The sequence below is a fragment of the Plantactinospora sp. GCM10030261 genome (assembly GCF_042666615.1).
GTDB lineage: Bacteria > Actinomycetota > Actinomycetes > Mycobacteriales > Micromonosporaceae > KBS50.
In genome coordinates this window covers 59,129-85,153 of sequence record NZ_JBHTDD010000004.1, presented here as the reverse complement: position 1 = coordinate 85,153, position 26,025 = coordinate 59,129, and the positions used below count along the sequence as shown (strand labels likewise).

The window sequence follows — 26,025 nt, the reverse complement described above, 5'->3', positions numbered from 1 at the left end:
TGATCGTCTCGGTTGTCGGCGATGGGTTACGGCGTGACGTTCGCGCAGACCACGTAGATGTTGTTGCCGGCCGCCTGGAACTCCCACTGCCAGCCGGTGGGCGTCGAGCCATCCGTCGGTGGCAACGGCCGGTCCATGAGCACTGGGCTCGTGGACTGGTAACCGCCGCTCAGCGCGACGTCGCCCGTGTCACAGTCGAGTTCCTGCACGCCGGTGTCCGCCGTCGTCGCGCGGATGTAGGCGTCGGACACGCCGGCCCCCTGAGCACCCGTGTCCCCCTGCGGGCCCTGGGCACCGGTGTCGCCCTGCGGACCCTGAGCACCGGTGTCACCCTGCGGACCCTGGGCACCGGTGTCACCCTGCGGGCCCTGCGGACCGGTGTCACCCGTTGCGCCCTGGAAGCCCTGGGCACCCGTCGCGCCGGTGTCACCCTGCGGACCCTGAGCACCCTGCGGACCCTGCGGACCGGTGTCACCCTGGAAGCCCTGCGGACCCTGGGCGCCCTGCGCGCCATTGAGCCCGTTGAGCCCATTGAGGCCGTTCAGTCCAGCGGCACCCTGGGCGCCCTGGAAGCCCTGCGGACCCTGAGCGCCCGTGTCACCCTGCGGACCCTGAGCACCTTGCGCACCCTGCGGGCCCTGCGGACCGGTGTCACCCTGGAAGCCCTGCGGACCCTGCGGACCCTCAGCACCCTGGGCACCCTGAGCGCCTTGCGCACCCTGCGGGCCCTGCGGACCGGTGTCACCCTGGAAGCCCTGCGGACCCTGCGGACCCTCAGCACCCTGGGCACCCTGAGCACCTTGCGCACCCTGCGGACCCTGCGGACCGGTGTCTCCCTGGAAGCCCTGCGGACCCTGCGGACCCTCAGCACCCTGAGCACCTTGCGCCCCCTGAGCACCTTGCGCACCCTGCGGACCCTGCGGACCGGTGTCACCCTGGAAGCCCTGCGGACCCTGCGGACCCTCAGCACCCTGAGCCCCCTGGGCCCCCTGAGCGCCCTGGGCCCCCTGAGCACCCTGCGGTCCCTGGACGCCTGGCTGCCCATTCTGGCCAGGAACGCCCTGCGGACCCTGGAAGCCCTGCGGACCCTGAGCACCTTGCGCACCTTGCGCACCTTGCGCACCCTGAGCACCTTGCGCACCCTGAGCACCTTGCGCACCCTGAGCACCTTGCGCACCCTGAGCACCTTGCGCACCCTGAGCACCTTGGGCACCTTGCGCACCTTGGGCGCCCTGGTAGCCCTGTGGACCCTGGTAACCCCTCGGGCCGCGGAATCCTCGAGGCCCGCGAGGCCCTTCCTCGCCCTGAGCGCCCTGAGCACCTTGGGCGCCCTGCGGACCCTGGGGGCCTTCCTTCCCGTAGCTCTTGTGACTGCGCCAGTCACGGTCCTGCCACTGCCAGCCCTGCGGACCGGACCGGTCCCGCCAGTTGTCCGAGTCGCCGGTCCACGATCCCGGTTCCCCGTCCATCCGCTGAGCCGGCGGCGCCCATGCGCGCGCCTGCCCATGGGGGCCTGGGGTGCCGGTCTGCACCCGTTCCGGCACATTGACGCTGGCGGCTTCCGCCGCGGTCGCCGGCGCCGCAGTGCCGGTCATGCTGGCCAGCAACAGCATTGAACTGAGGCCTGATGCCGCCTTCACGTGCTTCAGGCTGCGTAGCGGTTTTCTCATCCCCGTTACCTCTCGTTGAACCCGCAAGATCGCAAAATCTTCGCTCCAAGGGCCGGAAGTCATCGTATGAACGGAAATGGCTTCTATCGCCCGAAACAGAATTTTTAGCCATCAAGACGCCCTAAGGGGCCATGATTGGGCAAGAAGGATGAGCAGCCAGCAAGCGGGTTGACGAGGTATCCATGAACGTTCGCGGGCTCCGGCGTGTAACCGGGCCTGGCGGAGGGAGACACCCACAGTCACCGAGGACAGGTCCGTGAGACGACCCGACTACGGCCTTTGCGCTGCTGTAGCCCACGCAACAGCAACCCACGGTAACCACGCCGGCCAGCCACCACACATCGACGGTTAGCTATCGCGCCAAGTGGTCTGCGGTGTTGCGTGGGCTACAGCAGCGCAAAGGCTGCCGACACCACCGCCGTCACTCCCACGAGACATCACACACGGTAGACAGCAGGAGGCCACCGACCGTTATCACGTTCCGCAGCCACCGCCGACCTGCCCGCCTACGCTGACGAACCCGGTGAACGATCCTGGACCCCGCACAAGCGGCTCAACAGCCTGAGCCGCGCGCGGGGTAGTGACCACCGGCGTCGGACTCAGGTCGGCGGGCGGCGGACCCGCCGGCGGGGGGCGCGGCGCGTCCGGGTCGACCACCGGCTCCGGCTCGTCGACCGGGTGCCGGACACTCGTGCCGGCGGCGAACACCCGACACCCCATCGGGGATCCACCCGGTCCAGCCGGATCCGTTCCGTTCGCTCCGGACTGCTCAGCGAAGGAACGGGTCGACTGCTGACCTCCGGCCGCGTCCCTCCACACCGGACCTCCACAGTGTCCGCGCCGCTTCCGCGCATCCGCGGGCTAGCCTCCATGATCGTCCGAGGGACCACGGAGGGCGACGACCGCGCCGTAGAGTGTCCGCACCATTCAATCGAGGAGACTGCCTTGTCGGAGCCGTCACCGGCCGCCGGTTCACCACCGCCCGGAAGCGACGCCGCCACCGCTCGCGACGGCGCGACACCGTACGTGCTGGTCCTGCCCACCGGGGACGGGACACCGGCCGGCGTGCCGTGGCCGGGTGCCGACGGCCAGCCGGCGTGGGCGATCCCGGTCTCCATCCCGGCCGGCACGCGGGGTCTCGCGGTGTTCCTCCCAGTGGTGCCGGCCGGGGCCGAGCCGGCCGCGACGACCGGACTGCCCACGGCCGAGCCGACCCCCGAGGCCGGAGAACCGGCGAAGTCCGAAGGGGCCGAGCCAACCGCCAGGACCGACGATTCGGGCGCCCTCGCCGCCCATCCGGTGGCGCCGCCGCAACGCCAGCCGGCCGACCCACGGCCCGCGGCCACCCCAGCGGCACCAGCCCCGGCTTCCGCTCCGTGGGCGGCCTCGCCGGGGTCCGGATACGGATATCGCGGGTTCACGCCAGCGGTGCGGCGGCAGCCGTTCCTGGAGACGCGGTGGCCGGGACCGGCGACGGCTCGGGGGCGAGCGGTCCCGGCGGCGGTATTCGTCGGTGGGCTCGGGCTGGCGACGTTCGTCCCGCTGGGGCGTACCGGCATCGGCTGGTTCCTGGGCTGGCTCGTGCTGACCGCCGGAATCCTGGTCGCGGTGCGGCCGACCGCCGCGAAGCTACCGCCCGTGCCGCGATGGGCCCGCGCCGGATGGGGCGTGGCCGCCTTGGCACTGCTGTCCGCGCTCGCGTTCCGCAACGCGTGGTGGCTCGTGACATTCTGTGTACTCGGCGCGTTGGGCTGCGCGGCCCTGGCGATCGTGGGCGGGCGGCTGGTGCGCTCGATCCTGTTCAGCCTGGTGGCGGCGCCGTTCGCGGCGTTCCGCGGGTTGCCGTGGATGCGCGACCACCTGCGGTCCGCCGGGCAGCCGACCCGGCGGATCGGCTGGTCCGTGGCCGCCACGATCGTCGTGCTTGTCGTGTTCGGCGCGCTGCTCTCGTCGGCGGACGTCGCGTTCTCGGCGGTGCTCGACGCGCTGGTGCCAGAGATCGACGTGGCGTCGGTCTTCCAGTGGATCTTCCTGCTCGCCGTCGGTGGGCTGATCGCGACCGCCGCCGTGTACACGATTGCCGCACCGCCCGACCTGTCCACCGTCGACAAGCCGGGCGAGCGTCGCCTGGGGGTGGCCGAATGGGCCCTGCCGATCGGCGCGCTGACCCTGCTCTTCGCCGGGTTCGTGGCGGTGCAGTTCACGGTGCTGTTCGGCGGGCAGCGCCACGTGCTGCGGACCACCGGCCTCAGCTACGCCGAGTACGCACGCAGCGGCTTCTGGCAGCTGCTGATCGTCACCATCCTGACGTTGGCCATCCTGGCCGGCGTGACCCGCTGGGCGCGGCGCGACCGGCCGATCGAACGGATCCTGCTCCGCGGCCTGCTCGGTGTGCTCAGCGCGCTGAGCATCGTCATCGTCATCTCGGCGCTGTCCCGGATGTACGCGTACCAGAAGGTCTACAGCTTCACCGGGGAGCGCATCTTCGTGATGGCCTTCGAACTGCTGCTCGGCACCATCTTCATCATGATCATGCTGGCCGGCGTGAAATGGCGTGGTGCCTGGATCCCGGGCGTGACCGTCGGGCTCGCCGTGGCGATGCTGTTGAGCCTCGCCGTGCTCAACCCTGAGGACTACGCGGCCCGCCGCAACATCGCCCGCTACGAGGAGACCGGACGCATCGACGCCTGGTACCTGCGGGCGCTGTCAGCCGACGCGACGCCGGCGCTGTCCACCCTTCCCGATCCGGTGCGCCGCTGCACGTTGAGCTGGGTCGCCGACGACCTGGCCGAGCCGGATCCGTGGAACGCCTGGAATCTCGGTCGCGAGCGGGCCCGCCGGGTGCTGGACCGCCTCGGGCCGCAGGCGATCGGCGGTCCCAAGGACTGCCGCGCCGCCGACCAGTTCGACCACCCCCGGAGGCGGTGAGCCGATCCCGGCACGCCCGTCCGGTGGTGTCGGGGACGTATGCCACCATGCCGGTATGAGCAGCGTGCTGATCGAGCTGTCGGACATCGAGCGGGCGGCCCGACGCATCGCCGGCCACGTGATCCGCACCCCGACGGTGCCGAGTCCCGGCCTGACCGACCTGCTCGGCGTGCCGGTCACCGCCAAGCTGGAGCTGTTGCAGCGCACCGGCTCGTTCAAGGCGCGCGGTGCGACGGCCAAGCTGCTCACCCTCAACGAGGCGGAGCGGGCGGCCGGCGTGGTGGCGGTCAGCGGCGGCAACCACGCCATCGCCGTCGCGGTCATGGCCGAGGCACTGGGCGTACGGGCGACCGTGGTGATGGCCCGCTCGGCGCCCGCACGGGCGGTCGAGGCCGCCCGGGCCGCTGGCGCGACGGTACGCCTGACCGACGACATGGCCGGCGCCTTCGCGCTCATGTCCCGGTTGCGGGCCGAGGGTCTGACCCTGGTCCACCCGTTCGACGACCCCGTCGTCGTCGCCGGCCAGGGCACGGTCGGACTGGAACTGGCCGACGACGCCGGCGAGCTGACCGACGTCCTGGTCAGCATCGGCGGTGGCGCGCTCATCTCCGGCGTCGCCACCGCACTGCGGGCCCGTCGACCCGGGGTCCGGATCTGGGGTGTCGAGACCGAGGGCGCCGAGGCGATGTCGCGGGCGTTGAAGGCCGGCGGTCCGGTCCAGGTGCCGGTCTCCTCCATCGTCACCACGCTCGGCGCGCCGACCGCCTCGAAGCTCACCCACGAACACGTCAAGGACCTGGTCACCGAGGTGCTCGTGGTGTCCGACGCCGAGGCCGTGCGAGGAACCCTCGACCTCGCGCAGCACGCGAAGGTCTGGGCCGAGCCGGCGGCCGGCTGCGTGCTGCCGGCCGCCCGGCGGGTGCTCGACACCGTCGGCCCCGGGGCCCGCCTGGGCCTGGTGCTCTGCGGCGGCAACGCCACCATGGCGGACGTGATGTCCTGGGTGGAGCGCTTCGACCTGCGCTGATCGTCCGGTTGCGGGGTCAGGACTCGCGGCTGCGGCGGGCCGGCCGGCGGCCGTGCGGCGACGACGGCTCCGGGCCCGGATCGGGCACCGGCGGTATCGGGAGTACGGCCGGCTCGCTGCCCGTGAGCCGGACCAGCTCGCTGCGGTGGGTCAGCTCCACGGTGACCGACGGGCCCGCGTCCGGCAGCTCGTAGCGCGCCTCGTCCGGGGTCAGCGTCACGCGCAGCAGTTCACCCCGCCAGCGCAGGCCGAACGCCAGCCGGCGGATCTTCGCCGGCAGGCGCGGGTCGAAGTCCAGCACGCCCCGGTCGTCGCGCAGCCCGCCGAAGCCCGCCACCAGCGCGCTCCACGCCCCCGCGAGCGCCGCCAGGTGCAACCCGTCGGTGGTCTTGTCACCGAGGTCCGCCAGGTCGTGCAGGGCGGCCTCGGCGAACAGGTCGTACGCCAGGTCCAGGTGACCGACCTCGGCGGCGAGCACCGCCTGCGGGCCGGCCGACAGCGACGAGTCGCGGACGGTCCGTGCCTCGTAGTAGGCGAAGTTGCGGGTCTTCTCCTCGGCGGTGAACTCGCCGGGGCAGCGCTGCATGGCCAGCACCAGATCGGCCTGTTTGACCACCTGCTTGCGATAGAGCTCCAGGTACGGAAAGCGCAGCAGCAGCGGATAGTCGTCGGACTTCATCGCCGCGAAGTCCCAGTCGGGTTGCTCGGTGAACCCGGTGGCCTGCTGGTGCACCCCGCGCTTGCGGTCGTACGGCACGTGCATGGCGTCGGCGGCGGCACGCCAGCCGGCGACCTCGGCCGGTTCGACCCCGAGCGCCGTGGCCCGGTCAGGATGGCGTTCCGCGGCGTCGGCGGCGCCCCGCAGGTTACGCCGGGCCATCAGGTTGGTGAAGATGTTGTCGTCGACCAGGGCCGCGTACTCGTCCGGCCCGGTGACGCCGGTGAGGTGGAATGTCCCGTCGTCGGTCCAGTGCCCGAAGCCGGCCCACAGCCGGGCCGTCTCGACAAGCAACTCCACCCCGGGCCCGGCGAGCAGGTCGTCGTCACCGGTGGCCGCGACGTGCCTGAGCACCGTGTCGGCGATGTCGGCGTTGACGTGCAGCGCGGCTGTGCCGGCCGGCCAGTAGCCGGAGCATTCCCGGCCGCCGATGGTGCGCCACGGGAACGTGGCGCCGGGCAGCCGCAGCTCCGCCGCGCGCTCCCGGGCCTCGGTCAGGTGCGCGTGCCGCCAGCGCAGCGCGCCACGCGTGACGTCCGGCGCGAGGTACGTCAGCACCGGAAGCACGTAGCTTTCGGTGTCCCAGAGCACATGGCCGTCGTATCCGTTGCCGGTCAGTCCCTTCGCCGGAATGGTCCGGTCGCCGTCCGCCCGGCCCGCCTGGAGCAGGTGGAAGACGGCGAACCGGATCGCCGGCTGGAGTTCCCCGTCGCCGTCGAGTTCGATGTCGGCGACCCGCCACAGCCCCTCCAGCGCGTCGCGCTGCTCGGCGACGAGGGCGTCGAAGCCGTCCTCCCGGGCGGCGGTGGCCTCGGCCAGCACCTGGTCGGCCAGTTCGTCCGCCGGCGTGCCGTCGACCGGTGCGCACTCGTACCCGGCGAATTTCGTGATCCGCAACCGCTCGCCGGGGCGCAGCCGGCCCTCGACGGTGGTCCGCAGCCGGTCCGGGGTGCGGTCCCCGCCGCTGTCGAAGCCGTCCGGCGCCTCGATGTGGTGGGTCACGGCGACGGCGACCCGCTGCGCGCTGCGGTCGGTACGGTGGACCAGCACCCCGGAGCCGCCGTCCTGGCGGTGCAGTTCGGCGGTGAGCGGGTCGTCGATGATCGACGCCGCCCGGGGATCGTCGTCGCGTTCCGGCACCCGCTCGTTCGCCTGCACGTCCGAGCAGACCCGCACCTCGATCGGGTCGTCCCCGAGCGGCTCGACTCGGTAGTCGACGGCGGCGACCGGACGGCGGGGCAGCGAGACCAGTCGGGTGCTGCGCACCCGCACCGCGTGCCCGGCCGGCGAGATCCACTCGGTGTGCCGGTGGAGCAGTCCGGACCGCAGGTCCAGTTCCTGTTCGTGGCCGCGCACCGTCCCAGTCCTCAGGTCCAGCGGCTCGCCGCCGACGTAGAGCCGGATGAGGGTGGCGTTCGGTGCGCTGATCACGGTGTCGCTGTGTTGCGGGAAGGCGTACCCGTCCTCGGGGTAGGTCAGCGTCCGCTGCTCGTGGAAGCCGTTGAGATAGGTGCCAGGCATCTCGCCCGGCCGGCCCTCGTCGAGGGTTGCCCGCCAACCGATCCAACCGTTGCTCAACGCGAAGATCGACTCGTTCTCCCCCAGCCGGTCGAGATCGACCCCGCTCCGTCGGACCCGCCAGTTCTGGTCTGCCTGCACGGGTTGTCGTTACCCACCCGACCGGGCACGGCAATCGCTCCCCCGCTGTGAACTCGCTGAGACACCGGCCTGGAGGTGCCCGCCACGACGAGGTGCCCGCCACGACCGGGGGGCGTACTCGCCGCCGGGGCCGTGGCGGGCTACCGCCATGGGCGTACTCGCCGCCGGGGCCGTGGCGGGCTACCGCCGGGGGGCATGTTCGCGCAGGAAGTCCGCGGCGACCTGCTGCGCCTCGCCGGCGCGCGGGCTCAGCCAGAACGCCAGGTGGTCCTCCTCCGGCAGCCAGTGGTGCCGGGCGCCGGGGATCCGGGCGGCGGCGAACTCGCCGTGCGAGAACGGTACGTCGCCGTCCCGGGTGCCGTGCATGACGAGGACCGGCGCGGTGATGGAGTCGAACGGCAGATCCAGCTGGCGCCGCTGGGCGGAGTCGTTGCGTGTGCCCGGCATGCGCTTCTCGTAGGGAAAGGTGCTGTCGAACATCGCGGCGAAGAAGGTCCGGACATTCTCCGTACCCGTGATGTAGTCGACACGTTCCGCCTTTTCGGCGGCGGAGAAGGTGCTGGTCTCGTCGAGGGTCCCCGACACGATCGACGCCAGGGACACCTCCGCCGTCAGCTTCGCGAGCTTCTGCCCGATCAGGTTGACGAACGCGGACCGCAGCGCGGAGCTACCCGAGGCGGCGTCGGGGTCGGGCTGGCTCACGCCGCCGACCACGACCAGTCCCCACACCAGCTGCGGGTACCGGGCGGCGAAGGTGTACGCGACCGGCCCACCCGCCGACACCGCGAAGACCCCGACGCGGTCGATGCCCAGTTCGTCGAGCAGGGCCGCCAGCAGGTCCGCCTGCTCGTTCGGGCTCCGCCCGCCGCTCAGCGGGGTCCCCAGATAGCCGGGCCGGGACGGACTGAGCAGTCGGTACCCGTCGTCCTGAAGCCAACTGGCGAACAGGCGACCCTGGTCCGCCCCACCCAGACCGGCGTGCACGGACAGCACCACCGGGCCGTCGGCACCATGCAGGTCGTACTCGACGGGCCCCCGGTCCGTCTCCGCGACCCGCAGGTCGAGGTCGACGCCGGGCAGCAGTTGCCGGCGCGGGTCCAGGTCGGCCCCGCCGTCCCACCCGGCCAGTCCGGCGGCGAGTAGCAACGGAAGACCCAGGAGCACACTCACAATGATCACGATCGCCCGGCGTGCCCGCCGTCGTGGTGTCCGCTCCGTCACTCGTCCGCCCGTCCTGTTCGATCGACACACCTGTCCGGTCGGCGGCATCCAGCCGGCCGGTACGGTTGACGCTAGGCGGCCAGCTGGGAGCGGAGAAGAACGCAAAAATATGCGACCGGTGCGCCCGGAAAGGGGGTCCGCGTCTCGATGCCGCGGGTCAAGGCGACCCTGGTATGCCCGTACGGCGCCGCCGGCGTCGGGGGCAAGTGGATGTTCTGGAGCATGTATCACCTGCTCGACGGCACGAAGCGGTTCTCCGAGTTGCGTCGTCGCATGCCGCGGGCCACCCGGCAGACCCTCGTGACCCAGTTGCGCCTCCTCGAGCGCGCGGGTGCGGTACGCCGGAGCGTCTCGCTGCACGTGCCGCCGCGGGTCGAGTACTCGCTCACCCCGTTCGGCCGAGACTCGGAGCCGATCCTGCGTCAGCTGCACGACTGGGGTGAGTGGTACGGGGACCAGGTCGGACGGGACGTCGACTGGTTGGTGAGTCTGGGTGGCCGGTGGAAGGTACGGATCGTCTACGCCCTGTTCGACGACGCCCGGCGGTTCGGCGACCTCCAGCGGGTCCTCGCCCCGATCGGCAAGCAGGTGCTCGCCCGGGAGCTGCGTGAGTTGGCCGACCTCGGCCTGGTGCGGAGGCTGCCGGCGGAACCGGACGCGCCGCGACCCGGCTACGAACTCACCGCCGTGGGACGCGCCTCGCAGCCGGTGTTCCGCCAGCTGTCCGCCTGGGGCAAATGGACGAGTGTCCAACTCGGTGTGCCGTTCGACTGGCCCGCCGAACGGTAGCCGGAACGGCGGTCAGCCGTCGCGGGTGTGCCCGGGCCACCGGACTCGACGAGCCGGGCGAGGTTCGCCAGGGGCACCTCCTCATCGCCCGGTCAGCGGATCGAGGCGGCGTACGCGGTCGGTGAGACACCGATCGTGGCGGTGACGTCGCGTACCAGGTGGGCCTGGTCGCTGTAGCCCAGCTCGGCGACGACCGCGTTCCAGTCCACGTCGCCGGCGGCCCGTTCGATCACCTCGTGGATGCGGTAGCGCAGGATCACCCATTTCGGCGTCACGCCGACATGGTCGATGAACAACCGCTGCAGGGACCGGGTGGACATCCCCACGGCACGGGCGAACTCGTCGACCCGCCGGATCGAACGGTCGGCGCGGACGCGGTCCACCAGCTCCATCGCGAGCCGGGCTGGCTCGTCGGGCTGGGGTCGCAGCGCCAGCAGGCGGTTGTCGAGAACCGCGACCGCCGCGGCGTCCGCGGCCTCCGTCGCCGCACTCGTGGCCTCCGCCGCGTCACTCGCGGCCTCCGTGGATCGTGCGATCTCCGTCGCGGCGGCGACCCGGTCGGCGAATTCGTCGTCGGCGAGCACCTGGCCGAGCGGCACCCGCCGATCGGTGAACGCCGCCGGGGAGGTGCCGAAGAAGGGCCGGAAGCCGCCCGGTCGGAACTTCACGCCGCGCACCCAGCCGGTGCCGGTCAATTTGATCGAGAACAGGGTCCGGGAGACACCGGCGATCTCGGCGGTCACCGGGTCGTCCCCCGTCGCCCGCATGACCACCAGGTTCACCGACGGATGGCCGATCACGCTCTGCTCGAACGGTTCGGTCAGGTCCCAGTCGATGAACCAGTAGTGCTCCAGGAGACCGGCCAGCTCCGCCGCGGGCGCGTGCCGCCGGAACCGGACCCGGCGCAGCAGGCCGCCCGGGTCGACGATGCCCCGGGTGTCCCGGCGTGGCTGTCGCATTTCTTCAAGACCCCCCGCGGCCTGCTGGTTAACGTGACCGTATGTCGACCATCTCGAACCTACTGCGCGGCTCGGCCGACCGGGCGGTACCCGTCCTCGACGCCATCCGCGATGAGCAGTTGAGCGCGGTCACGCCGTGCGCCGAGTACCGTGTCGGCGATGTGATCAATCACCTGTTCCAGGTCGTCGTCAACTTCCAGGCCCTGGCGCGCCGGACACCGGCCGACTTCTCCAGCAGGCCGGACGTGCTCGACACCGACTGGCGCGCGCGATTCCGCACCGAGTTCGACACCCTGGTCGCGGCGTGGACGCCCGATTCGGCGCTGGAGGGCGTCTCCCCGGGCATGGGCCTGCCGCAGCTGACGGTGGGCCGGATGGTGCTGCTCGATCTCGTCGTTCACCCGTGGGACCTGGCCGCCGCCACCGAGGTGCCGTTCACGCCGGACCCGGCCGCTGTCGCCGAGTTGCACACGCTTGTCGACGAGTTGGGGCCGATGCCCCGGAAGATGGGGGTCTTCGGCGAGGAGGTGCCCGTCGGCCCGGACGCGGACCCCTTCACCCGCCTGTTGGGTCGCGCCGGCCGCGACCCGAACTGGACGCCGGAGGCGACCGCCCCCCGCCAGACCGCGCTCGGTTAACGGGCAGGTCCGGTCGCCATCCCGACAGCCGAAGCGGATGTCGCGATGGCGTCCTCACCACAACAGATCACGCCTGCCGAGCCGGTGACCTGGCAGGTTCCGTGGGCGACGGCGATCGGCCCGGTCCATGACGATGACCGCCCGGTTCAGACGGTGTCGACCGAGCAGGGTCGCAGACCGGTGGACAGGCTCGCGATGACGCCCCCGGGTCGGGTGTCCGCGCGGGCGGCGGCCCGCAGGGCCGCGACACTCGCGGCCACCGCCGGATGGTCGCCCGCGCCCCTCCGGTACGCGATCCGGGTTCGCCGCTTGACGGTGAGCGGCACGAGACGTACTCCTGCGGGCGGTTGCCCGACGGCGAGATGGGGCACCAGACCGACGCCGTGGCCGGCACCGACCAGGGCGAGCATGGCGGCGAAGTCGTCCGCGTGGTGGCGCACGGCCGGACGGAATCCGGCCAGCTCGCAGGCGTGCAGAGCGAGCGAGTGGCACAACGTCCCCGCGCTGCCCACGATCCAGTCGGCGTCCCGCACCGACCACATCGGGTCGCCGGTCGGATCCCGCTCCCATGTCGCGGGAACGGCGAGGAACACCGTCTCGTCGAGCAGCGGCGTCGAGTCCAGCGCCGGATCCGGCTCGACCGGCACGATGTCGTAGTCGTGCGCGAGCGCCACGTCGAGGCTGCGGTCGCGCAGCGCGGCCGGCACCGCGACCGGGTCCAGTTCGGTGACCAGAAGGTCCAGCGCCGGGTGGTCGCGAGCCAGCGCGACCAGGGCGGGCAGCAGCAGTGGTCGCACGGCACTGGGGTACGCGCCGAGGCGTACCCGACCGGAGAGCCCGCCCCGGGCGGCCGCGAGGGTGGCGTCGGCCGCCTCCAGGGCGGCCAGGACCACCTCGGCGTGCCGGACCAGCGCCTCTCCGGTCGGGGTGAGCGCGACCCGTCGGCCGACGCGTTCCAGGAGGGTGGCACCGGCCTCCTGCTGGAGGGCGGCGAGCTGCTGGGAGACGGCGGACGGCGTGTACGTGTGCGCCTCGGCGACGGCGGCGATGGTGCCGAGTCGGGCCAGGTCCCGCAGCAGGCGCAGGCGGCGGACATCAAGCATCAGCTCAGCTTACGTATTCGTTCAGTAATCAGTGCTGGTCCTTCACGGTCCTCGGCCGCAGGCTGACGGCATGACACCGACCGGGCTGTACGTACCCCTGATCACCCCGTTCGACGAGCGGGGCGACGTCGCGCTCGACGCGCTGACCGCCCTCGCCCGCGAAACGCTGGCCGCCGGGGCGGACGGCCTGGTGGCGCTCGGCACCACCGCCGAGCCGCACGCACTCACCGACGCCGAGCGACGGGCGGTCATCGAGGCGGCCGTCGCGGCCTGCGGGGAACACCGGGCGGGCCTCCTGGTCGGCGCGCACACCGTCGAAGAGCTCCGCGCCCACACCGGACAGCCCGAGGTCACGGCCGCCCTCTGCCTGGTGCCACCGTTTCTGCGACCGGGCGAGGAGGCGGTGCTCGCGCACTTCGCCCGGCTCGCCGCGGCATCCGCCGTGCCGCTGGTCGCCTACCACGTCCCGTACCGCACCGGGCAGCCGCTGTCCGTCCAGACGCTGCGCCGCCTCGCCGACCTGCCCGGCGTGGTGGGGATCAAGCACGCGGTCGGCGGCGTCGACGCGGACACCATCGCCCTCCTCGCCGACCCGCCGCCCGGCTTCACGGTGCTCTGCGGCGAGGACGCGTACCTCTCGCCGCTGCTCGCGCTCGGCGCGCACGGCGGCATCGTCGCCTCCGCGCACGTCGCCACCGCCGACCACGCCGCGCTGGTGCGGGCCTGGGGCGCCGGCGACGTGGTCCGGGCACGGTCACTCGGTCACCGGCTCGCCACCCTGGCGGCGACGCTGTTCGCCGAGCCGAACCCAGCAGTGATCAAGGCGGTCCTACACGCCCAGGGTCGCATCCCGACACCGGCGGTGCGCCCACCGCTGCTGCCCGCCAGCACGACGGCCACCGCACGAGCCTTGACGCACGCGACCGAACGCGCCAACATGCCGACCTGCTTGGATTGATGCCCGGGTGGTCAGCGGGTGAGGCGAGGGCGGAGCGCCTCGGCGTCCGGGTGGTCCAGCTCGTCGAGGATCGCCACGGCCTGCGACCAGGCGACCCTGGCGTCGCGAGCCTCGCCATGGGCGTGGTGGGCGTCGCCGAGCTTGGTCAGGACACCCGCCTCGTTGTAGCGGTCACCGGCCTGGCGGCACATGGCGAGTGCCCGCCGGAAACAGGCGAGAGCCTCGTCGTACCGGCCAAGGTGCTGGTGGGCGTGGCCGAGGTTGTCCCAGCACGCCGCTTCGCCATGGGGGTCGCCGATCTCCTGATGCAGGGCGAGCGCCACCTCACAGTACGTGAGCGCCTCGCGATGCCGGCCCAGCCGGGAGTGGTACCAGCCGATCGTGGTCAGCGTGTTGGCTTCGCCAAGGCGGTGGCCACTGGCCCGGCACAGTTCCAGCGACGCCTGCGCGTGCCGTAGTGCGTCGACGTATCGGCCGCGACGTTCCGACACCTGGGCCCGGTTGTAGTGCACGCGCGCACGGCCGGCGTCGTCGCGGAGATCGCCGAAGATGTCGAGGGCTCGGCGCAGGTGCGCGTCGGCGTCGTCGTAGCGGGCGAACCTCTGGTAGACCCGGCCGAGGCTCGTGTGTGCCTGGGCCTGGCCGGGCAGATCGGCGAGCGAGCGCGCGGCGGCGAGTGCCAACTCCTGGCTGGCGGCCTGGTCGGCCCAGTGGCCCCGGCGGTCCAGGAAGTCGTCGAGGGTCCACGCGAGTTGCCAGGCGTGGGTGTCGAAGCCGGTCCGCGCGGCCAGCCGAATCATCGCCAGCAACGCCGGTCGCTCGGCCGTGAGCCAGGCGAGCGCCGCGTCGTGGTCGGCCGGGGCGTCGAGGCTCGTACCGGACGCCGGCGGGTCGAGGTCGATCGGGTCGCGTGGCGGGTTGAGCCGCAGCGCGGCGGTGCGCGACGTGTGCAGGTAGTGGTCGAGCAGCCGGCGCAGCGCCGCCCGCCGCTCGTCGTCGGTGTCCTCCTTGTGGGTCAACTCGACGGCGTACACGCGCAGCAGGTCGTGTGTCGTGTGCAGCCCATGGTTGTGTGCGGTGGCGAGGTTGGCCGTGGTCAGCTCGGCCAGCAGCGGCCGGATCCGGCTGACGGGCAACCCGGCGAGGCTGGCCGCCGCGTGCGGGCCGACGTGCGGACCGGGATGCAGTCCCAGCAGCCGGAACAGCCGCGCCGCTTCGGCGCCGAGCAGGTGATACGACCAGGAGAAGACCTCGCGTACGTCGACCGCCCGGTCGTCACCGGACAGGGCGTCGAGCCGGTCGCGGGCGTCGCCGGTGTGCAGCTCGGCGGCGAGGCTGTCCAGTGACAGATGGGTGCTCGTCGCCGCGCGCGCCGCCACCACCGCGAGCGCCAGCGGCAGATGGGCACAGCCTGCGATGATCATGTCGACGGCGCGACGTTCGGCGATCCGCTGCTCGCCGAGGCGCCGGGCCAGCAGCTCCCGCGCCTCCGCGTCGGTCATCACGCCCAGCACCAGCGGGTGGACGCCCTCGGCGGCGACGAGACTCGGCAGTTGGTTGCGACTGGTCACTATCACGGCGCAGCCCGGCGCCCCGGGAAGCAGCGGACGCACCTGCTCGGCGTCGCGGGCGTTGTCCAGCAGCACGAGCATCCGCCGGCCGGCCAGCAGGCTGCGGAACAGCCCGGTGCGAGCCTCGCGGTCGGCCGGGACGCGACGCGGTGACACCCCCAGCGCGTCGAGGAACCCACGCAACGCGTCCTCCGGCGAGACCGCGGCACCACCCTGGTCGTAGCCGCGCAGGTTCACGTAGAGCTGACCGTCCGGGAAGGCACCGGTCATCCGATGGGACCAGTGCACGGCGAGGGCGGTCTTGCCGATGCCCGCGGCGCCGGAGACGGCGGATATCGCCACCGCTGTGGGTTGGCCCGCCGCACCGGTCAGGAGCGCGTCCAGCCGCGCGATCTCGGCGTCGCGGCCGCTGAACCCGTACACGTCGGGCGGCAGTTGGGCCGGGACCTTGACCCGTGGTGCCGCGGATGCCGCGGTCGCCGCCGACGCCGCCGACGGCGGCAGCTCGCCGCGCAGGATAGCGCTCTCCAGCTCGGTCAACGCCGGCCCCGGATCCAGGCCGTGCTGCTCGGCCAGCACCGTTCGCAGCCGCCGGAACCGGTCCAGCGCCTCGGCGGTACGCCCAGCACGATGCAGCGCCCGCATGAGCAGGCCGCAGAACGCCTCGTGCAGCGGGTACTCGTCCATCAGTGGTGCCAGCTCGCTGAGGACCTCAGCATCGTTTCCGAGCGCCAACTCGGCCTCGGCCAGGGTCTCCAGCGTGGCTCGACGACGCTCGTGCAGGTGCTCGCGGGCTGCCGGGACGAAAACGCCCCTGGCGTCGCCGAGTGGCTCGCCCCGCCACAGCCGCAGACCGGCACGGGCAGCGGCGACGGCGTCGGCGAATCGACGTGCGGCCAGGTGCGCCTTCGCCTCGGCCAGCTGGTTGGCGAGGACGGCGGCGTCGAGCTGGCCCGGTCCGACGTGGATCGTGTAGCCGCCAGCGCGCCACGGGATCGCATCATCGAATCCGGTGTCGCGCAGCTGGGCGCGCAGCGCGTAGACGGCGGAGTGGACCTGCGCCCGGGCGGTCTTCGGTGCCGCCGGCCCCCACAGCGCCTCGGCTGCCGCGTCAGGACTCACCGTGCGGTTGGCGTTGAGCAGCAGCAGAGCGAGCAAGGCCCGCCGTTGCGGGCGGGCGACAACCATCGGCCGTCCGTGCGCCGACACCTCGACGGTGCCCAGGATCATGTACCGCATGGTCCTGCCCCCATGGATCTTTCGATCACACGCCCCCGCGCGCGTAACGAATGTATAGCCGACGAATAGCCGGTGTAACTGCCGTCCCAGGAATGATCGTCGATGACCGGGACGCCTGTCCCGGACGGGGAAGGGAGTTGCGCATGGCTCGATCGATGCGGGCGTTCGGCGACCGGATGCTCCAGGCGATGCTGCCCAAGGCCGAGGCCAGGGCGAGCCACATCTGCAAGAGGGTCGGCGCGCAGTGCTGGAAGAACTGTAAGACCGGCTGCACCGGCTGCAACTACGGCGGTCCGAGCTGCGGTTGCACCGAATGGGTCAACAGCTGCGGCTAGTCACCCACCGGCGGCGGTCGTCTCCCGACGGCCGCCGCCGGCGAGCCGCGGCGCCGGACCACGGTCACGGCGTTTACGGCCTCGGCCCGGTGCCCGGCGGCGTACCGGTGGCGGCATGTCGTCCGCGATGTCGCGCTCCTCGTCGCCTCGGCGGCAGGGCGCGGCGGGCACGGCGACGGGGGATACCGCCCTGGTCGATCCGCTTGGCGCCACGTCCGGCGCCGCGGCGCGTTGGTCGGCGTACTGGCGATCCCTGATCGAGGACCTGGCGGCGACGTGCCGCGCCCGCACCCCTTATGAAAACGTCCTTTCTGGAGGATTTGATGCCCTTCCTTGTCGCGGCGCTGGCGCTGGTGGGCGCCGTCAGCCTGCTGAACCTCATCCTGACGACCGCGATCGTGCGTCGGATGCGCGGGTACGAACAGACGCCGCCGAGCCGCCTGGGTTACGACGTGCTGGGTGGCCTGCCGGAGGGCGCGGCGCTGCCGACCTTCACCGGCGGGGCGGCTGGCGGCGGTACGGTGACCGACAGCGACCTGCGGGGTCGGCCGGCGGTGGTGGGATTCTTGTCCTCCGACTGCCCGAGCTGCCTGGAGCAGGCGCCGACGTTCGCCGCCGCGGCGCGCGCCACCATCGAGCGCGGTGGGCGGGCGATCGCGGTCATCATCGAGGGCGCCGACCCGGTCGACGCGCTGACGGCCGCCGCCGGACCCGCGACCACCGTGTACGAGCCGGTGGACCGGACCGGCCCGATGACCCGGGCTTTCGCGGTGGAGACGTTCCCGACGTTCTTCGTGATCGACGAGGCGGGCACGGTCACCTCGCGGGAGCTGCCGCCCGCGGCATCGGTGACGCCGGCCCGCGTAGGTGCCGCCTGAATGGCCGGCGCCCGCCTGCTCGTCACGCTGATCTGGCGGTCGGCTGGACTGTTGATCGTGGTGCGCCTGGTGCTCGCGGTCGTCGCCGGCCTCGGTCCCGTGGCGGTGGCCTGGGCGACGAAGCTGCTGCTCGACGGGCTGGCCGGCGTGAGCGGGGTGTCGGTGCTGACCGCCGCCGTCCTGGTCGGGGCCACCGGGGCGGCGATGGGCCTGATCCCACCGGTCAGCCAGTACCTCGACGCGGAGGCCGCGCGCCAGCTGCGTCGACGTATGCACGACGGCCTGTTCGCCGGGATCAACCGGATGCGTGGGCTCGCCGCCCTGGAGGATCCCGTCCAGCGTGACCGCGTCCATGTGGCCTCGCACGCGGCGATGACGGTGCCGTACCAGGCACTCACCGCAGCCCTGAGCCTGGTGCAGAACGTGCTGTTGATCGGCGGGTTCCTGGCCGCGCTCGCCACCATCGGACCGCTGCTCGCCGGCGTGGTGGCGGTATCGGCAGTCCCCAACCTGCTCGCCCAGCTGTCCGTTGCCCGCCGACGCACCGAGGTGGTCACGCGGACCGCTCCGCGCTGGCGGCGGCAGATCTTCTACGGCACGCTGATGACGGATCCGCGCGCGGCCAAGGAGATCCGGCTGTTCGGCTCCGGTGACACGCTCCGTTCCAGAATGGACTCCGAGATCGGCACCGCGGACCGCGAGGAGCGCGTGGTCGACAGCTACGCCGCACGCACCGCCGCCGGGCTGTCACTGCTCACCGCGCTGGTCTCCGGACTGGCCCTGGGGCTGGGCGTGCACCGGATCGTGACCGGCGGCGCCGGGCTGGGCAGCCTCGCCGTGCTCACCGCGGCGCTGGTCGGTGTCCAGAGCGCCCTGACCTCGGTGACCAGCCAGATCGCGTCCGGGCACGAGGCGCTGCGGCTGTTCGCCAGCTACCACCGGGTGGTGACGGCGCCCGTCGACCTGCCCGACCCCCGGCCGCCCGCCCGGACCGTGCCGCGCCTACGTCGCGGCATCGAGTTGCGCGACGTCTGGTTCCGGTACGACGTCGGGCATCCGTGGATCCTGCGTGGCCTCACGATGTCGATCCCGGCCGGCCGCAGCACGGCGCTGCTCGGCCTTAACGGCGCCGGGAAGTCCACAGTGGTCAAGCTGCTCTGCCGGCTGTACGATCCGGTCGCCGGCACCATCCTCTGGGACGGCGTCGACCTGCGCGAGTTGCCCGTCGAGGAACTGCGGCGTCGGATCAGCACGGTGTTCCAGGACCACATGACGTACGAGTTGACCGCCGCCGACAACATCGCCCTCGGCGACGTGCGACGCGCGCCCACGATGGAACGGATCCGAGCCGCCGCCCGGCACGCCGACGTCGACGACGTTCTCGCAGCACTCCCATCCGGCTACGACACGCTGCTTACCCGCGCCTTCGGCGACGGCGACGACGGCGCCGTGGGGGTGCCGCTCTCCGGGGGTCAGTGGCAGCGGATCGCCCTGGCCCGAGCGGCGTTGCGCGAGGACGCCGACCTGCGGATCCTCGACGAGCCCTCGACCGGGCTGGATCCGGAGGCCGAATACGAGGCGCAGCGCCGCCTGCGGACCTACCGGTCCGGGACGACGAGCCTGGTCGTCTCGCACCGGCTGAACACCGTGCGGGACATCGATCAGATCGTGGTGCTCGGCGACGGCCGGGTGGTCGAGTGCGGCAACCACGACACGTTGCTGGCCGAGGGCGGTCGATACGCGCGAATGTTCGGTCTCCAGGCCGCAGGTTACGCGGGGAGGGTCGCATGATGTACGTGGCGGTGGCATGCGCGGTGGTGGCTGTCGTCCTGCTGGGCCGAGCCATGTTCGTGGTGGTGCGCGTGGTGGGCATCAGCATGGAGCCCACCTACCACCACGGCGACCGGGTGCTGGTGCTGCGCGTACCGCGGTTGGCGCTGCGCCGCCCCGGCGCCGTCGTCGTGTTCGCCCCCGCGCCGGGTGCCGCCCCCGGCTGGCTGATCAAGCGAGTGGTCGCGCGCCCCGGCGACCGTACGCCGGACGGGGTGCCGGCGCGGGTGCCCGGCGGTCGGGTCCCCCGCCGGCACCTCGTCGTTTACGGCGACAACGGCGGCCATGACTCGCGCGACTTCGGCTATCTGCCCCTGTCCCGGGTTCGCGGCGTCGTCCTCGCCGACCTGAGCACCACACCGGCACCACGCGACGCCCGGCCGGGGCCGCCTGCCCCGCCGCTCTCGGTGAGATCACGCCCGCGTGACGCGGGCGAGTGAACCGTGTACCGCTCGTGGCTGGCCGTCAGGCGTCCGGTCGAGACAACTGCTTTACGTACCGGTGACAGGGCACCGGGATCGGACCGTCGGGGCCCGGCGCGGCGTGCGCGAAGGGGCCGGCGTCCCGCCATCCGTGCCGCTCGTAGAACCGCCGGGCACGGGCGTTGTCCGGCACCACCGCCAACCACGCCATCCCGTGGCCGGCGGCTCTGATCCGGCGCTCCGCCTCCGCCAGCAGTGCGCCAGCGACGCCGGCACCGCGATGCTCCGCGGCCACGTAAACCTGGTCCACCTCGTCGCCGTCGGTCATGACGAAGCCGGCGACCGCCGCACCGACCACGGCGACTGTGGTGTCCCCGACCCGTTGCTCGGCCCTGGTTCGGAACGTGGCCTCGTCCCGGGCCGCCACCAATTCGGCGGGCACCCGGCCGAGGTGGGCATCGACCCAGCCGAGCCGCCAGATCTCCGCGACATCGGGTGCGTCGGCGAGCTGAGCAGGGCGGAGCCGCACGAGCGGATTCGTCATGGCACCTCCTCGAAGAGGCCAGCAGCGTAACGCACGGAACGCATCTCGGCCCTTACCGTGATCGGCTGGCCCACGGCGCGACCATCAACTGGCCGACCTGGCCGACCTGGCCGATCGACGGGTGGATGGCCGCTCAACCGACGACATCACGCCTTCCGCAGCCAGAAGGTCAGCCCCAGCCCTTCGTCCGTAACGGGAACGGGGTTCGGCCAGTCGGGCTCGGCCTCGGCGAAGTCCGTCGCCAGTACCTCGTCCGCGATCAGGGGAGCGTGCTCGGTGAGCGCCGCGACCGTGTCGGCGTCGTCACCGCGGAAGCGCAACACGATCCGGTCCGCCACCTCGAGACCGCTCGACTTGCGGGCCTCCTGGATCTGGCGGATCGCGTCGCGTGCCACCCCGGCTCGGCGAAGCTGAGGCGTCAGCCGCAGGTCGAGCGCCACCGTCATACCGGACTCGCTGGCCATCGCCCAGCCCTCGTGAGGTGTCTCGGTGATGACAAGCTCATCGGGACCGAGGGTGACCTGCTCACCGTCCACGAGGAGCGTCGCCGACCCGTCCGCGCGCAATGCCGCGTTGAGTACAGCCGCGTCCGCCGCGGCGATCGCCGTGGCGACGGCCTGGACCCGCCTGCCGAAGCGCCTTCCGAGGGTACGGAAGTTCGCCTTGGCGGTGGTGCGCACCAGCGACCCGCCCACGGTGGTCAGCGGCTGTGCCTGCCCGACGTTGAGTTCGTCGGCGACCTGCGCCCGGAGTTCCTCGTCCAGATCCTGGAAGCCCGGTGCCGAGACGAGGACCCGCGACAGCGGCTGGCGGGTCTTCACGCCCGCCTCGGACCGGGCCGCCCGACCCAATTCGACGAGGCGACGCACCAGCGTCATCCGCGTCGACAGCGCCGGGTCCACGAGTTCCACTCGGGCCACCGGGTAGTCGGCCAGGTGCACCGACGAGGGTCCGTCCGGCGACACCGGGACGACCAGGTCCTGCCACACCCGTTCGGTGATGAACGGAGTGACAGGTGCCAGCAACAGGGTGAGCATGCTGACCGCCTCGTGCAGCGTCGCCAGCGCGGCGGGGTCGCCGCGCCAGAAGCGCTTGCGGCCCCGGCGCACGTACCAGTTGGACAGGTCGTCGATGAAGACCGACAACAGCCGACCGACCCGCTGGGTGTCGAACTGGTCCATCGCCGCGTCGACCTCACCGACGAGGAGGTGGAGTTCCGACAACAGCCAGCGGTCCAGCAGCGGCCGGTCGGCCGGCGGCGGGTCGGCGGCCGAGGGTGACCAGCCGGCGAGGCGGGCGTACAACGCCTGGAAGGCGACGGTGTTCCAGTAGGTGAGCAGGATCTTGCGGACCACCTCCTGGATCGCGGTGTGCCCGACGCGACGCGCGGACCACGGCGAGCCGGTCGCCGCCATGAACCACCGGACGGCGTCCGCCCCGTGCTCCTCCAGGAGCGCCATCGGGTCCAGGACGTTGCCGAGGTGCTTGGACATCTTCCGTCCGTCCTCGGCCAGGATGTGGCCCAGGCAGACCACGTTCTCGTACGACGACCTGCCGAAGACGGGCGTGCAGACCGCCATGAGCGTGTAGAACCAGCCGCGGGTCTGGTCGATGGCCTCGGAGATGAACTGAGCCGGGTAGCGCCTGGCGAACAGTTCGGTGTTCTGGTGCGGGTAGCCGAACTGCGCGAACGGCATGGCGCCCGAGTCGTACCAGGCGTCGATCACCTCGGGCACCCGGGTGGCGGTCCGGCCACAGTGACAGGCGAAGGTGACCTCGTCGATGTAGGGCCGGTGCGGGTCGAGGGCGGCCAGGTCCCGGCCCGCGAGCCGGCCAAGCTCGGCCAGCGAGCCGACGCACGTGAGGTGACCCTCGTCGCACCGCCAGATCGGCAGCGGGGTGCCCCAGTAGCGGCTGCGCGACAACGCCCAGTCGATGTTGTTGGTGAGCCAGTCCCCGAAGCGGCCGTACTTGACGGTTTCCGGCTGCCAGTTCGTGGCGTCGTTCTCCCGCAGGAGCTGATCCTTGATCGCGGTGGTACGGATGTACCACGACGGTTGGGCGTAGTAGAGCAGCGGTGTGTGGCATCGCCAGCAGTGCGGGTACGGGTGCTCGTAGGGCAGGTAGCGCAGCAGCAACCCGCGTTCCCGCAGATCGGCCACGAGCACCCGGTCAGCCTCCTTGAAGAACACCCCGCCGACCAGCGGCAGGTCCGCCTCGAAGGTGCCGTCGGGCCGTACCGGGTTGACCATGGGCAGGTCGTACCCGCGGCCGGTGGCCAGGTCGTCGGCGCCGAACGCCGGCGCCTGGTGGACCAGTCCGGTGCCGTCGGCGGTCGTGACGTACTCGGCGTTGACCACGAAGTGGGCGTCGCGGACGTCGACCAGGTCGAACGGCCGGCGATACGTCCACCGCTCCAGTTGCCGCCCGGTGAACGTCTCCCCGGTGGCCGTGAACCCCTCGCCGAGTGCCTTGGGCAGCAGCGGCTCCGCCACCACGACCTGCTCCACGCCGTCGGTGGCCACCACGTACACCACGTCCGGATGGGCCGCGACGGCGACGTTGGACACCAACGTCCACGGAGTCGTCGTCCAGACCAGCAGCGAGGCCCGGCCGGCCAGCGGGCCGGAGGTCAGCGGGAACCGGACGTACACCGACGGATCGGTGACCGTCTCGTACCCTTGGGCCAGCTCGTGGTCGGACAGCCCGGTGCCGCACCGCGGGCACCACGGGGCGACCCGGAAGTCCTGGACGAGCAGTCCCTTGTCGAAGATCTGCCGCAGCGACCACCACACCGACTCGATGTAGGCCGGGTCCATGGTGCGGTAGGCGTCGTCCATGTCGACCCAGTAGCCCATCCGGCGGGTAAGCGCGGCGAACGCGTCGGTGTGCCGGGTGACCGACTCGCGGCACCGGGCGTTGAACTTCTCGATCCCGTACGCCTCGATGTCCTGCTTGCCGGAGAATCCGAGTTCCTTCTCCACCGCCAGTTCGACCGGCAGGCCGTGGCAGTCCCAGCCCGCCTTGCGGGCGACGTGGAACCCCTTCATCGTCTTGTAGCGCGGGAAGACGTCCTTGAACACGCGGGCTTCGATGTGGTGCGCGCCGGGCATCCCGTTGGCGGTCGGCGGGCCCTCGTAGAACACCCATTCCGGGCGGCCCGCCGACTGCCGCAGGCTGCGCTCGAAGACACCACGTGCCTGCCAGAAATCCAGGATCCCGTGTTCCAGGCGCGTGAGGTCCACCTGGTTGGGCACCGGGTTGTACATACCGAATCCTCCGTCGGACATTGCTTCGACTCCGGCGAAGGGACGGCGTGCGGCGCTACCGGTCCCCATCAACGCCTTGCGGCAACGGATTATAGCTCGTGGGGGTTGCCGCGGATCCGCGGTTTCGTGGTGACCGTCGAAACCGCGGACCGGGCGGCGATACGATTTCCACGCCACGTTCGGGAGGCTTCCCGGGCACCGCCACCACGACGAATGAGGTTGCCGCGACGTGCCACCCGTGGGTCTGGTCCGTGTCGCCGACGCCATGCTCGACGTCGCGGTCCCGTCGCGGCCGGGACGCGTGGCGGGCGTCAGTATGGCCGGGTTCCGCGGTCGAGCCGACGATCCGGTCAGTCTCCGGGTGGTCCCGTACCCGGCGTTCACGGTCTTCATCGATTTCGGCGACGTGGAACTCGTCGATGACGCGAGCGGTGCGCGGAAGCGGGACAGCGTCGTTGTCCGGATGGCCCCGGGCAGCGTTCGAGCTGGCGGGCGCGACGTCGACCACCTGCAGGTACGGCTCTCGCCGGTGGTCGCGCACGCGGCGCTGGGCGGCTCCGCCGAGCAGGGCTCGGCATTGATCGCCCTCGACGACCTGTGGGGGCGGGACGCCGAACGGATCCGGGAACGACTGCGCGCCGCCGGGTCGTGGGACGAGCGGTTCACCGTCATGGACGCCGCGCTCGCTCGACGCCAGGAGGCGGGTCCAGCGGTGGATCCAGAGGTCTCCTTTGTCTGGGGGGAAATGGCGCGGAGCCGGGGGCGGGCTCGCGTCGAGCGGCTGGCGGCCGAGGTCGGATGGAGCCGTCGGCGGCTGTGGTCCCGGTTCCGATCCCAGGTCGGCCTGACACCCAAGCGCGCCGCGATGCTGATCCGCTTCGACCACGTGGCGCACCGCCTCGCCGCGGGGCACAGCGCCGCCCTGGTGGCGGCGGAGAGCGGCTTCGTCGATCAGTCCCACCTCTGCCGGGACGTCATGTCCTTCACCGGAATGACACCCACGGAGGTGGCGGACGCGCCGTGGCTCACGGTCGACGACCTGGCGTGGCCCGCGCGGGAGCGGGCGCTCCGGGGTTGACGCCGCCCGGGCGGAACCTTTCTCCAATACGCTCCGGCCGCGCTCCGGCGATGGTGGCAGTCCTGTGCGCGCTGACCCGCGAGCAGGCGGACCCGGCGCGCACGGGCCCGCGAACCGACGACAGACATGAGGAGACAGCCGGTGGCGATCACACCTGGATCCACGACGACATGACAGCTAGGGCACCACTGGGCACCCGACTTCTCAGGGACGGCCACGACTGGGAAGCCATGACCGACGATCAGGTGATCGCCGTCCGGGAGAAGACCAACCGCGCGGCGTCGTCTCGGGTCGGACGGATCATCACCGGTCCACCGGATCGAGGTGCCCGGATCACCGAGACCGCTATCGATCTTCCCGGGCGACGCCTGACGTTGCGGGTGCATCGGCCGAAAGCCGTGGCACGGGACCTACCGCTGATCGTCTCGTTCCATGGCGGAGGCTTCATCGGCGGCACCGCGGCCCAGAACGACTGGCTCAACAGCCACCTCGCGGCCCGCTGTCCGGCCGTGGTCGTCGCGGTGGAGTACCGTCTCGCCCCGGAGCATGTGCTGCCCAAGCCGATCGAGGACGGCTACGACACGCTCGACCGGATCGTCGGCGACCCGCAACGGTGGGGCATCGATCCCACCGCCGTCGCGCTGATGGGCGAAAGTGTCGGCGGCATGATTGCCACGCTCGTCGCCCTGCGTGCCCGCAAGGCTGGCCCACCACTCCGTGCCCAGGTGCTCAACTACCCGACCACGGACTGGACCGAGACAATGTTCGACTACCCCTCCATCGAGGAGAACGCGGACAATCCGGCGCTCCCGCTCTCGCGGTTGCGGGCCGCCCGCACACTGAGCACGCCGTCGACGCTCGATCCGCGCACCGTGTCACCGGTGACGTTCGAGGACCTCGCCGACCTGCCTCCGGCACTTGTCGTCACCGCCGCCCTGGACCCGGTGGCGGACCACGGACGCCGATACGTCGAGCGGCTCTGTGAGCACGGCACCGAAGCCCGCCTGACCGGCTATCCGAAGGCCACGCACAGCTTTCTCAGCACCCCCGGCCTGGTCCCGGCCGCCCGGGCGGCGCGCCGCGAGATCCTCGCCTTCCTGCGCGACCATCTCCGCCCGGACTCGCCACGTTGACCAGGAAGGATCTCGACTGTCGTACGCGGTGGCCTCGCCGAACCCGTCAGCTCCCG

The 26,025-nt window shown here is 71.9% G+C and carries 20 protein-coding genes; 12 read left to right on the top strand and 8 right to left on the bottom strand.

Going from position 1 to position 26,025, the window contains the following annotated elements; genetic code table 11:
- Nucleotides 1-26: 26 nt before the first annotated feature.
- Nucleotides 27-251 carry a hypothetical protein gene (locus ACFQUZ_RS06870; protein ID WP_377439020.1) on the bottom strand — a complete coding sequence of 75 codons (225 nt, stop codon included), beginning with the start codon at nt 249-251 and terminating at the stop codon, nt 27-29.
- A gap of 369 nt (nt 252-620) precedes the next feature.
- On the opposite strand from ACFQUZ_RS06870, the gene ACFQUZ_RS06865 reads away from it, so the two are divergent.
- From ACFQUZ_RS06865 to ACFQUZ_RS06855, 3 genes are all read left to right on the top strand, one after another.
- On the top strand, nt 621-1,616 hold the full coding sequence (locus tag ACFQUZ_RS06865) for a hypothetical protein (RefSeq protein ID WP_377439017.1): 996 nt from the start codon (nt 621-623) through the stop codon (nt 1,614-1,616).
- A gap of 999 nt (nt 1,617-2,615) precedes the next feature.
- Entirely contained in the window at nt 2,616-4,598 is a 1,983-nt protein-coding gene (locus tag ACFQUZ_RS06860; protein ID WP_377439015.1) for a DUF4153 domain-containing protein, read from the top strand.
- A 55-nt stretch (nt 4,599-4,653) separates the two neighbouring features.
- A complete protein-coding gene (locus tag ACFQUZ_RS06855; RefSeq protein WP_377439012.1) occupies nt 4,654-5,625 on the top strand; it encodes a threonine/serine dehydratase in 972 nt (323 codons plus the stop codon).
- Nucleotides 5,626-5,641: 16 nt separating this feature from the next.
- Here ACFQUZ_RS06855 and ACFQUZ_RS06850 read toward each other — a convergent pair whose 3' ends face one another.
- Nucleotides 5,642-8,002: a glycoside hydrolase family 65 protein gene (locus ACFQUZ_RS06850; RefSeq protein ID WP_377439010.1), complete on the bottom strand. Its 2,361-nt coding sequence runs from the start codon at nt 8,000-8,002 to the stop codon at nt 5,642-5,644.
- A 180-nt stretch (nt 8,003-8,182) separates the two neighbouring features.
- The gene (locus tag ACFQUZ_RS06845) at nt 8,183-9,172 is read right to left on the bottom strand and encodes an alpha/beta fold hydrolase (protein ID WP_377439007.1); all 990 of its coding nucleotides are present in this window, start codon (nt 9,170-9,172) and stop codon (nt 8,183-8,185) included.
- A 198-nt stretch (nt 9,173-9,370) separates the two neighbouring features.
- Here ACFQUZ_RS06845 and ACFQUZ_RS06840 point away from each other — a divergent pair, with 198 nt between their 5' ends.
- The gene (locus ACFQUZ_RS06840) at nt 9,371-10,012 is read left to right on the top strand and encodes a winged helix-turn-helix transcriptional regulator (RefSeq protein WP_377439004.1); all 642 of its coding nucleotides are present in this window, start codon (nt 9,371-9,373) and stop codon (nt 10,010-10,012) included.
- 92 nt (nt 10,013-10,104) lie between these two features.
- Here the strand turns inward: ACFQUZ_RS06840 and ACFQUZ_RS06835 are convergent, their stop codons facing one another.
- Nucleotides 10,105-10,971 (bottom strand): DUF6597 domain-containing transcriptional factor, encoded by an 867-nt coding sequence (locus ACFQUZ_RS06835; protein WP_377439001.1) that lies wholly within the window; start codon nt 10,969-10,971, stop codon nt 10,105-10,107.
- A gap of 41 nt (nt 10,972-11,012) precedes the next feature.
- Here ACFQUZ_RS06835 and ACFQUZ_RS06830 point away from each other — a divergent pair, with 41 nt between their 5' ends.
- A complete protein-coding gene (locus tag ACFQUZ_RS06830) occupies nt 11,013-11,609 on the top strand; it encodes a TIGR03086 family metal-binding protein (RefSeq protein WP_377438998.1) in 597 nt (198 codons plus the stop codon).
- A 146-nt stretch (nt 11,610-11,755) separates the two neighbouring features.
- On the opposite strand, the gene ACFQUZ_RS06825 is transcribed toward ACFQUZ_RS06830, so the two are convergent.
- A complete protein-coding gene (locus ACFQUZ_RS06825; RefSeq protein ID WP_377438995.1) occupies nt 11,756-12,712 on the bottom strand; it encodes a LysR family transcriptional regulator in 957 nt (318 codons plus the stop codon).
- Between the two features lie 70 nt (nt 12,713-12,782).
- Here ACFQUZ_RS06825 and ACFQUZ_RS06820 point away from each other — a divergent pair, with 70 nt between their 5' ends.
- Nucleotides 12,783-13,670 carry a dihydrodipicolinate synthase family protein gene (locus ACFQUZ_RS06820; RefSeq protein ID WP_377438992.1) on the top strand — a complete coding sequence of 296 codons (888 nt, stop codon included), beginning with the start codon at nt 12,783-12,785 and terminating at the stop codon, nt 13,668-13,670.
- A gap of 11 nt (nt 13,671-13,681) precedes the next feature.
- On the opposite strand, the gene ACFQUZ_RS06815 is transcribed toward ACFQUZ_RS06820, so the two are convergent.
- Complete coding sequence (locus tag ACFQUZ_RS06815; protein WP_377438989.1) at nt 13,682-16,471, bottom strand: BTAD domain-containing putative transcriptional regulator; 2,790 nt, start codon at nt 16,469-16,471, stop codon at nt 13,682-13,684.
- 152 nt (nt 16,472-16,623) lie between these two features.
- Between ACFQUZ_RS06815 and ACFQUZ_RS06810 the strand changes: the two genes are divergently transcribed.
- The 4 genes from ACFQUZ_RS06810 (at nt 16,624) to ACFQUZ_RS06795 (ending at nt 19,963) form a co-directional block, all read left to right on the top strand.
- The gene (locus ACFQUZ_RS06810) at nt 16,624-16,815 is read left to right on the top strand and encodes a hypothetical protein (protein ID WP_377438986.1); all 192 of its coding nucleotides are present in this window, start codon (nt 16,624-16,626) and stop codon (nt 16,813-16,815) included.
- 323 nt (nt 16,816-17,138) lie between these two features.
- A complete protein-coding gene (locus ACFQUZ_RS06805; protein WP_377438983.1) occupies nt 17,139-17,693 on the top strand; it encodes a TlpA family protein disulfide reductase in 555 nt (184 codons plus the stop codon).
- Nucleotides 17,694-19,484: an ABC transporter ATP-binding protein gene (locus ACFQUZ_RS06800; protein WP_377438980.1), complete on the top strand. Its 1,791-nt coding sequence runs from the start codon at nt 17,694-17,696 to the stop codon at nt 19,482-19,484.
- Nucleotides 19,481-19,963, top strand: coding sequence for a S26 family signal peptidase (locus ACFQUZ_RS06795; RefSeq protein WP_377438977.1), 483 nt, complete (start codon nt 19,481-19,483; stop codon nt 19,961-19,963). Before ACFQUZ_RS06800 ends, ACFQUZ_RS06795 begins: the two co-directional genes overlap by 4 nt.
- A 25-nt stretch (nt 19,964-19,988) precedes the next feature.
- Here the strand turns inward: ACFQUZ_RS06795 and ACFQUZ_RS06790 are convergent, their stop codons facing one another.
- The gene (locus ACFQUZ_RS06790) at nt 19,989-20,489 is read right to left on the bottom strand and encodes a GNAT family N-acetyltransferase (protein WP_377438974.1); all 501 of its coding nucleotides are present in this window, start codon (nt 20,487-20,489) and stop codon (nt 19,989-19,991) included.
- Nucleotides 20,490-20,635: 146 nt separating this feature from the next.
- Complete coding sequence (gene ileS, locus ACFQUZ_RS06785; RefSeq protein ID WP_377438971.1) at nt 20,636-23,758, bottom strand: isoleucine--tRNA ligase; 3,123 nt, start codon at nt 23,756-23,758, stop codon at nt 20,636-20,638.
- 229 nt (nt 23,759-23,987) lie between these two features.
- Between ileS and ACFQUZ_RS06780 the strand changes: the two genes are divergently transcribed.
- Nucleotides 23,988-24,836, top strand: a complete 849-nt coding sequence (locus ACFQUZ_RS06780) for a helix-turn-helix domain-containing protein (protein WP_377438969.1) — start codon at nt 23,988-23,990, stop codon at nt 24,834-24,836.
- Nucleotides 24,837-25,066: 230 nt separating this feature from the next.
- Nucleotides 25,067-25,969, top strand: a complete 903-nt coding sequence (locus ACFQUZ_RS06775) for an alpha/beta hydrolase (protein ID WP_377439428.1) — start codon at nt 25,067-25,069, stop codon at nt 25,967-25,969.
- The last annotated feature ends 56 nt before the right edge of the window (nt 25,970-26,025 follow it).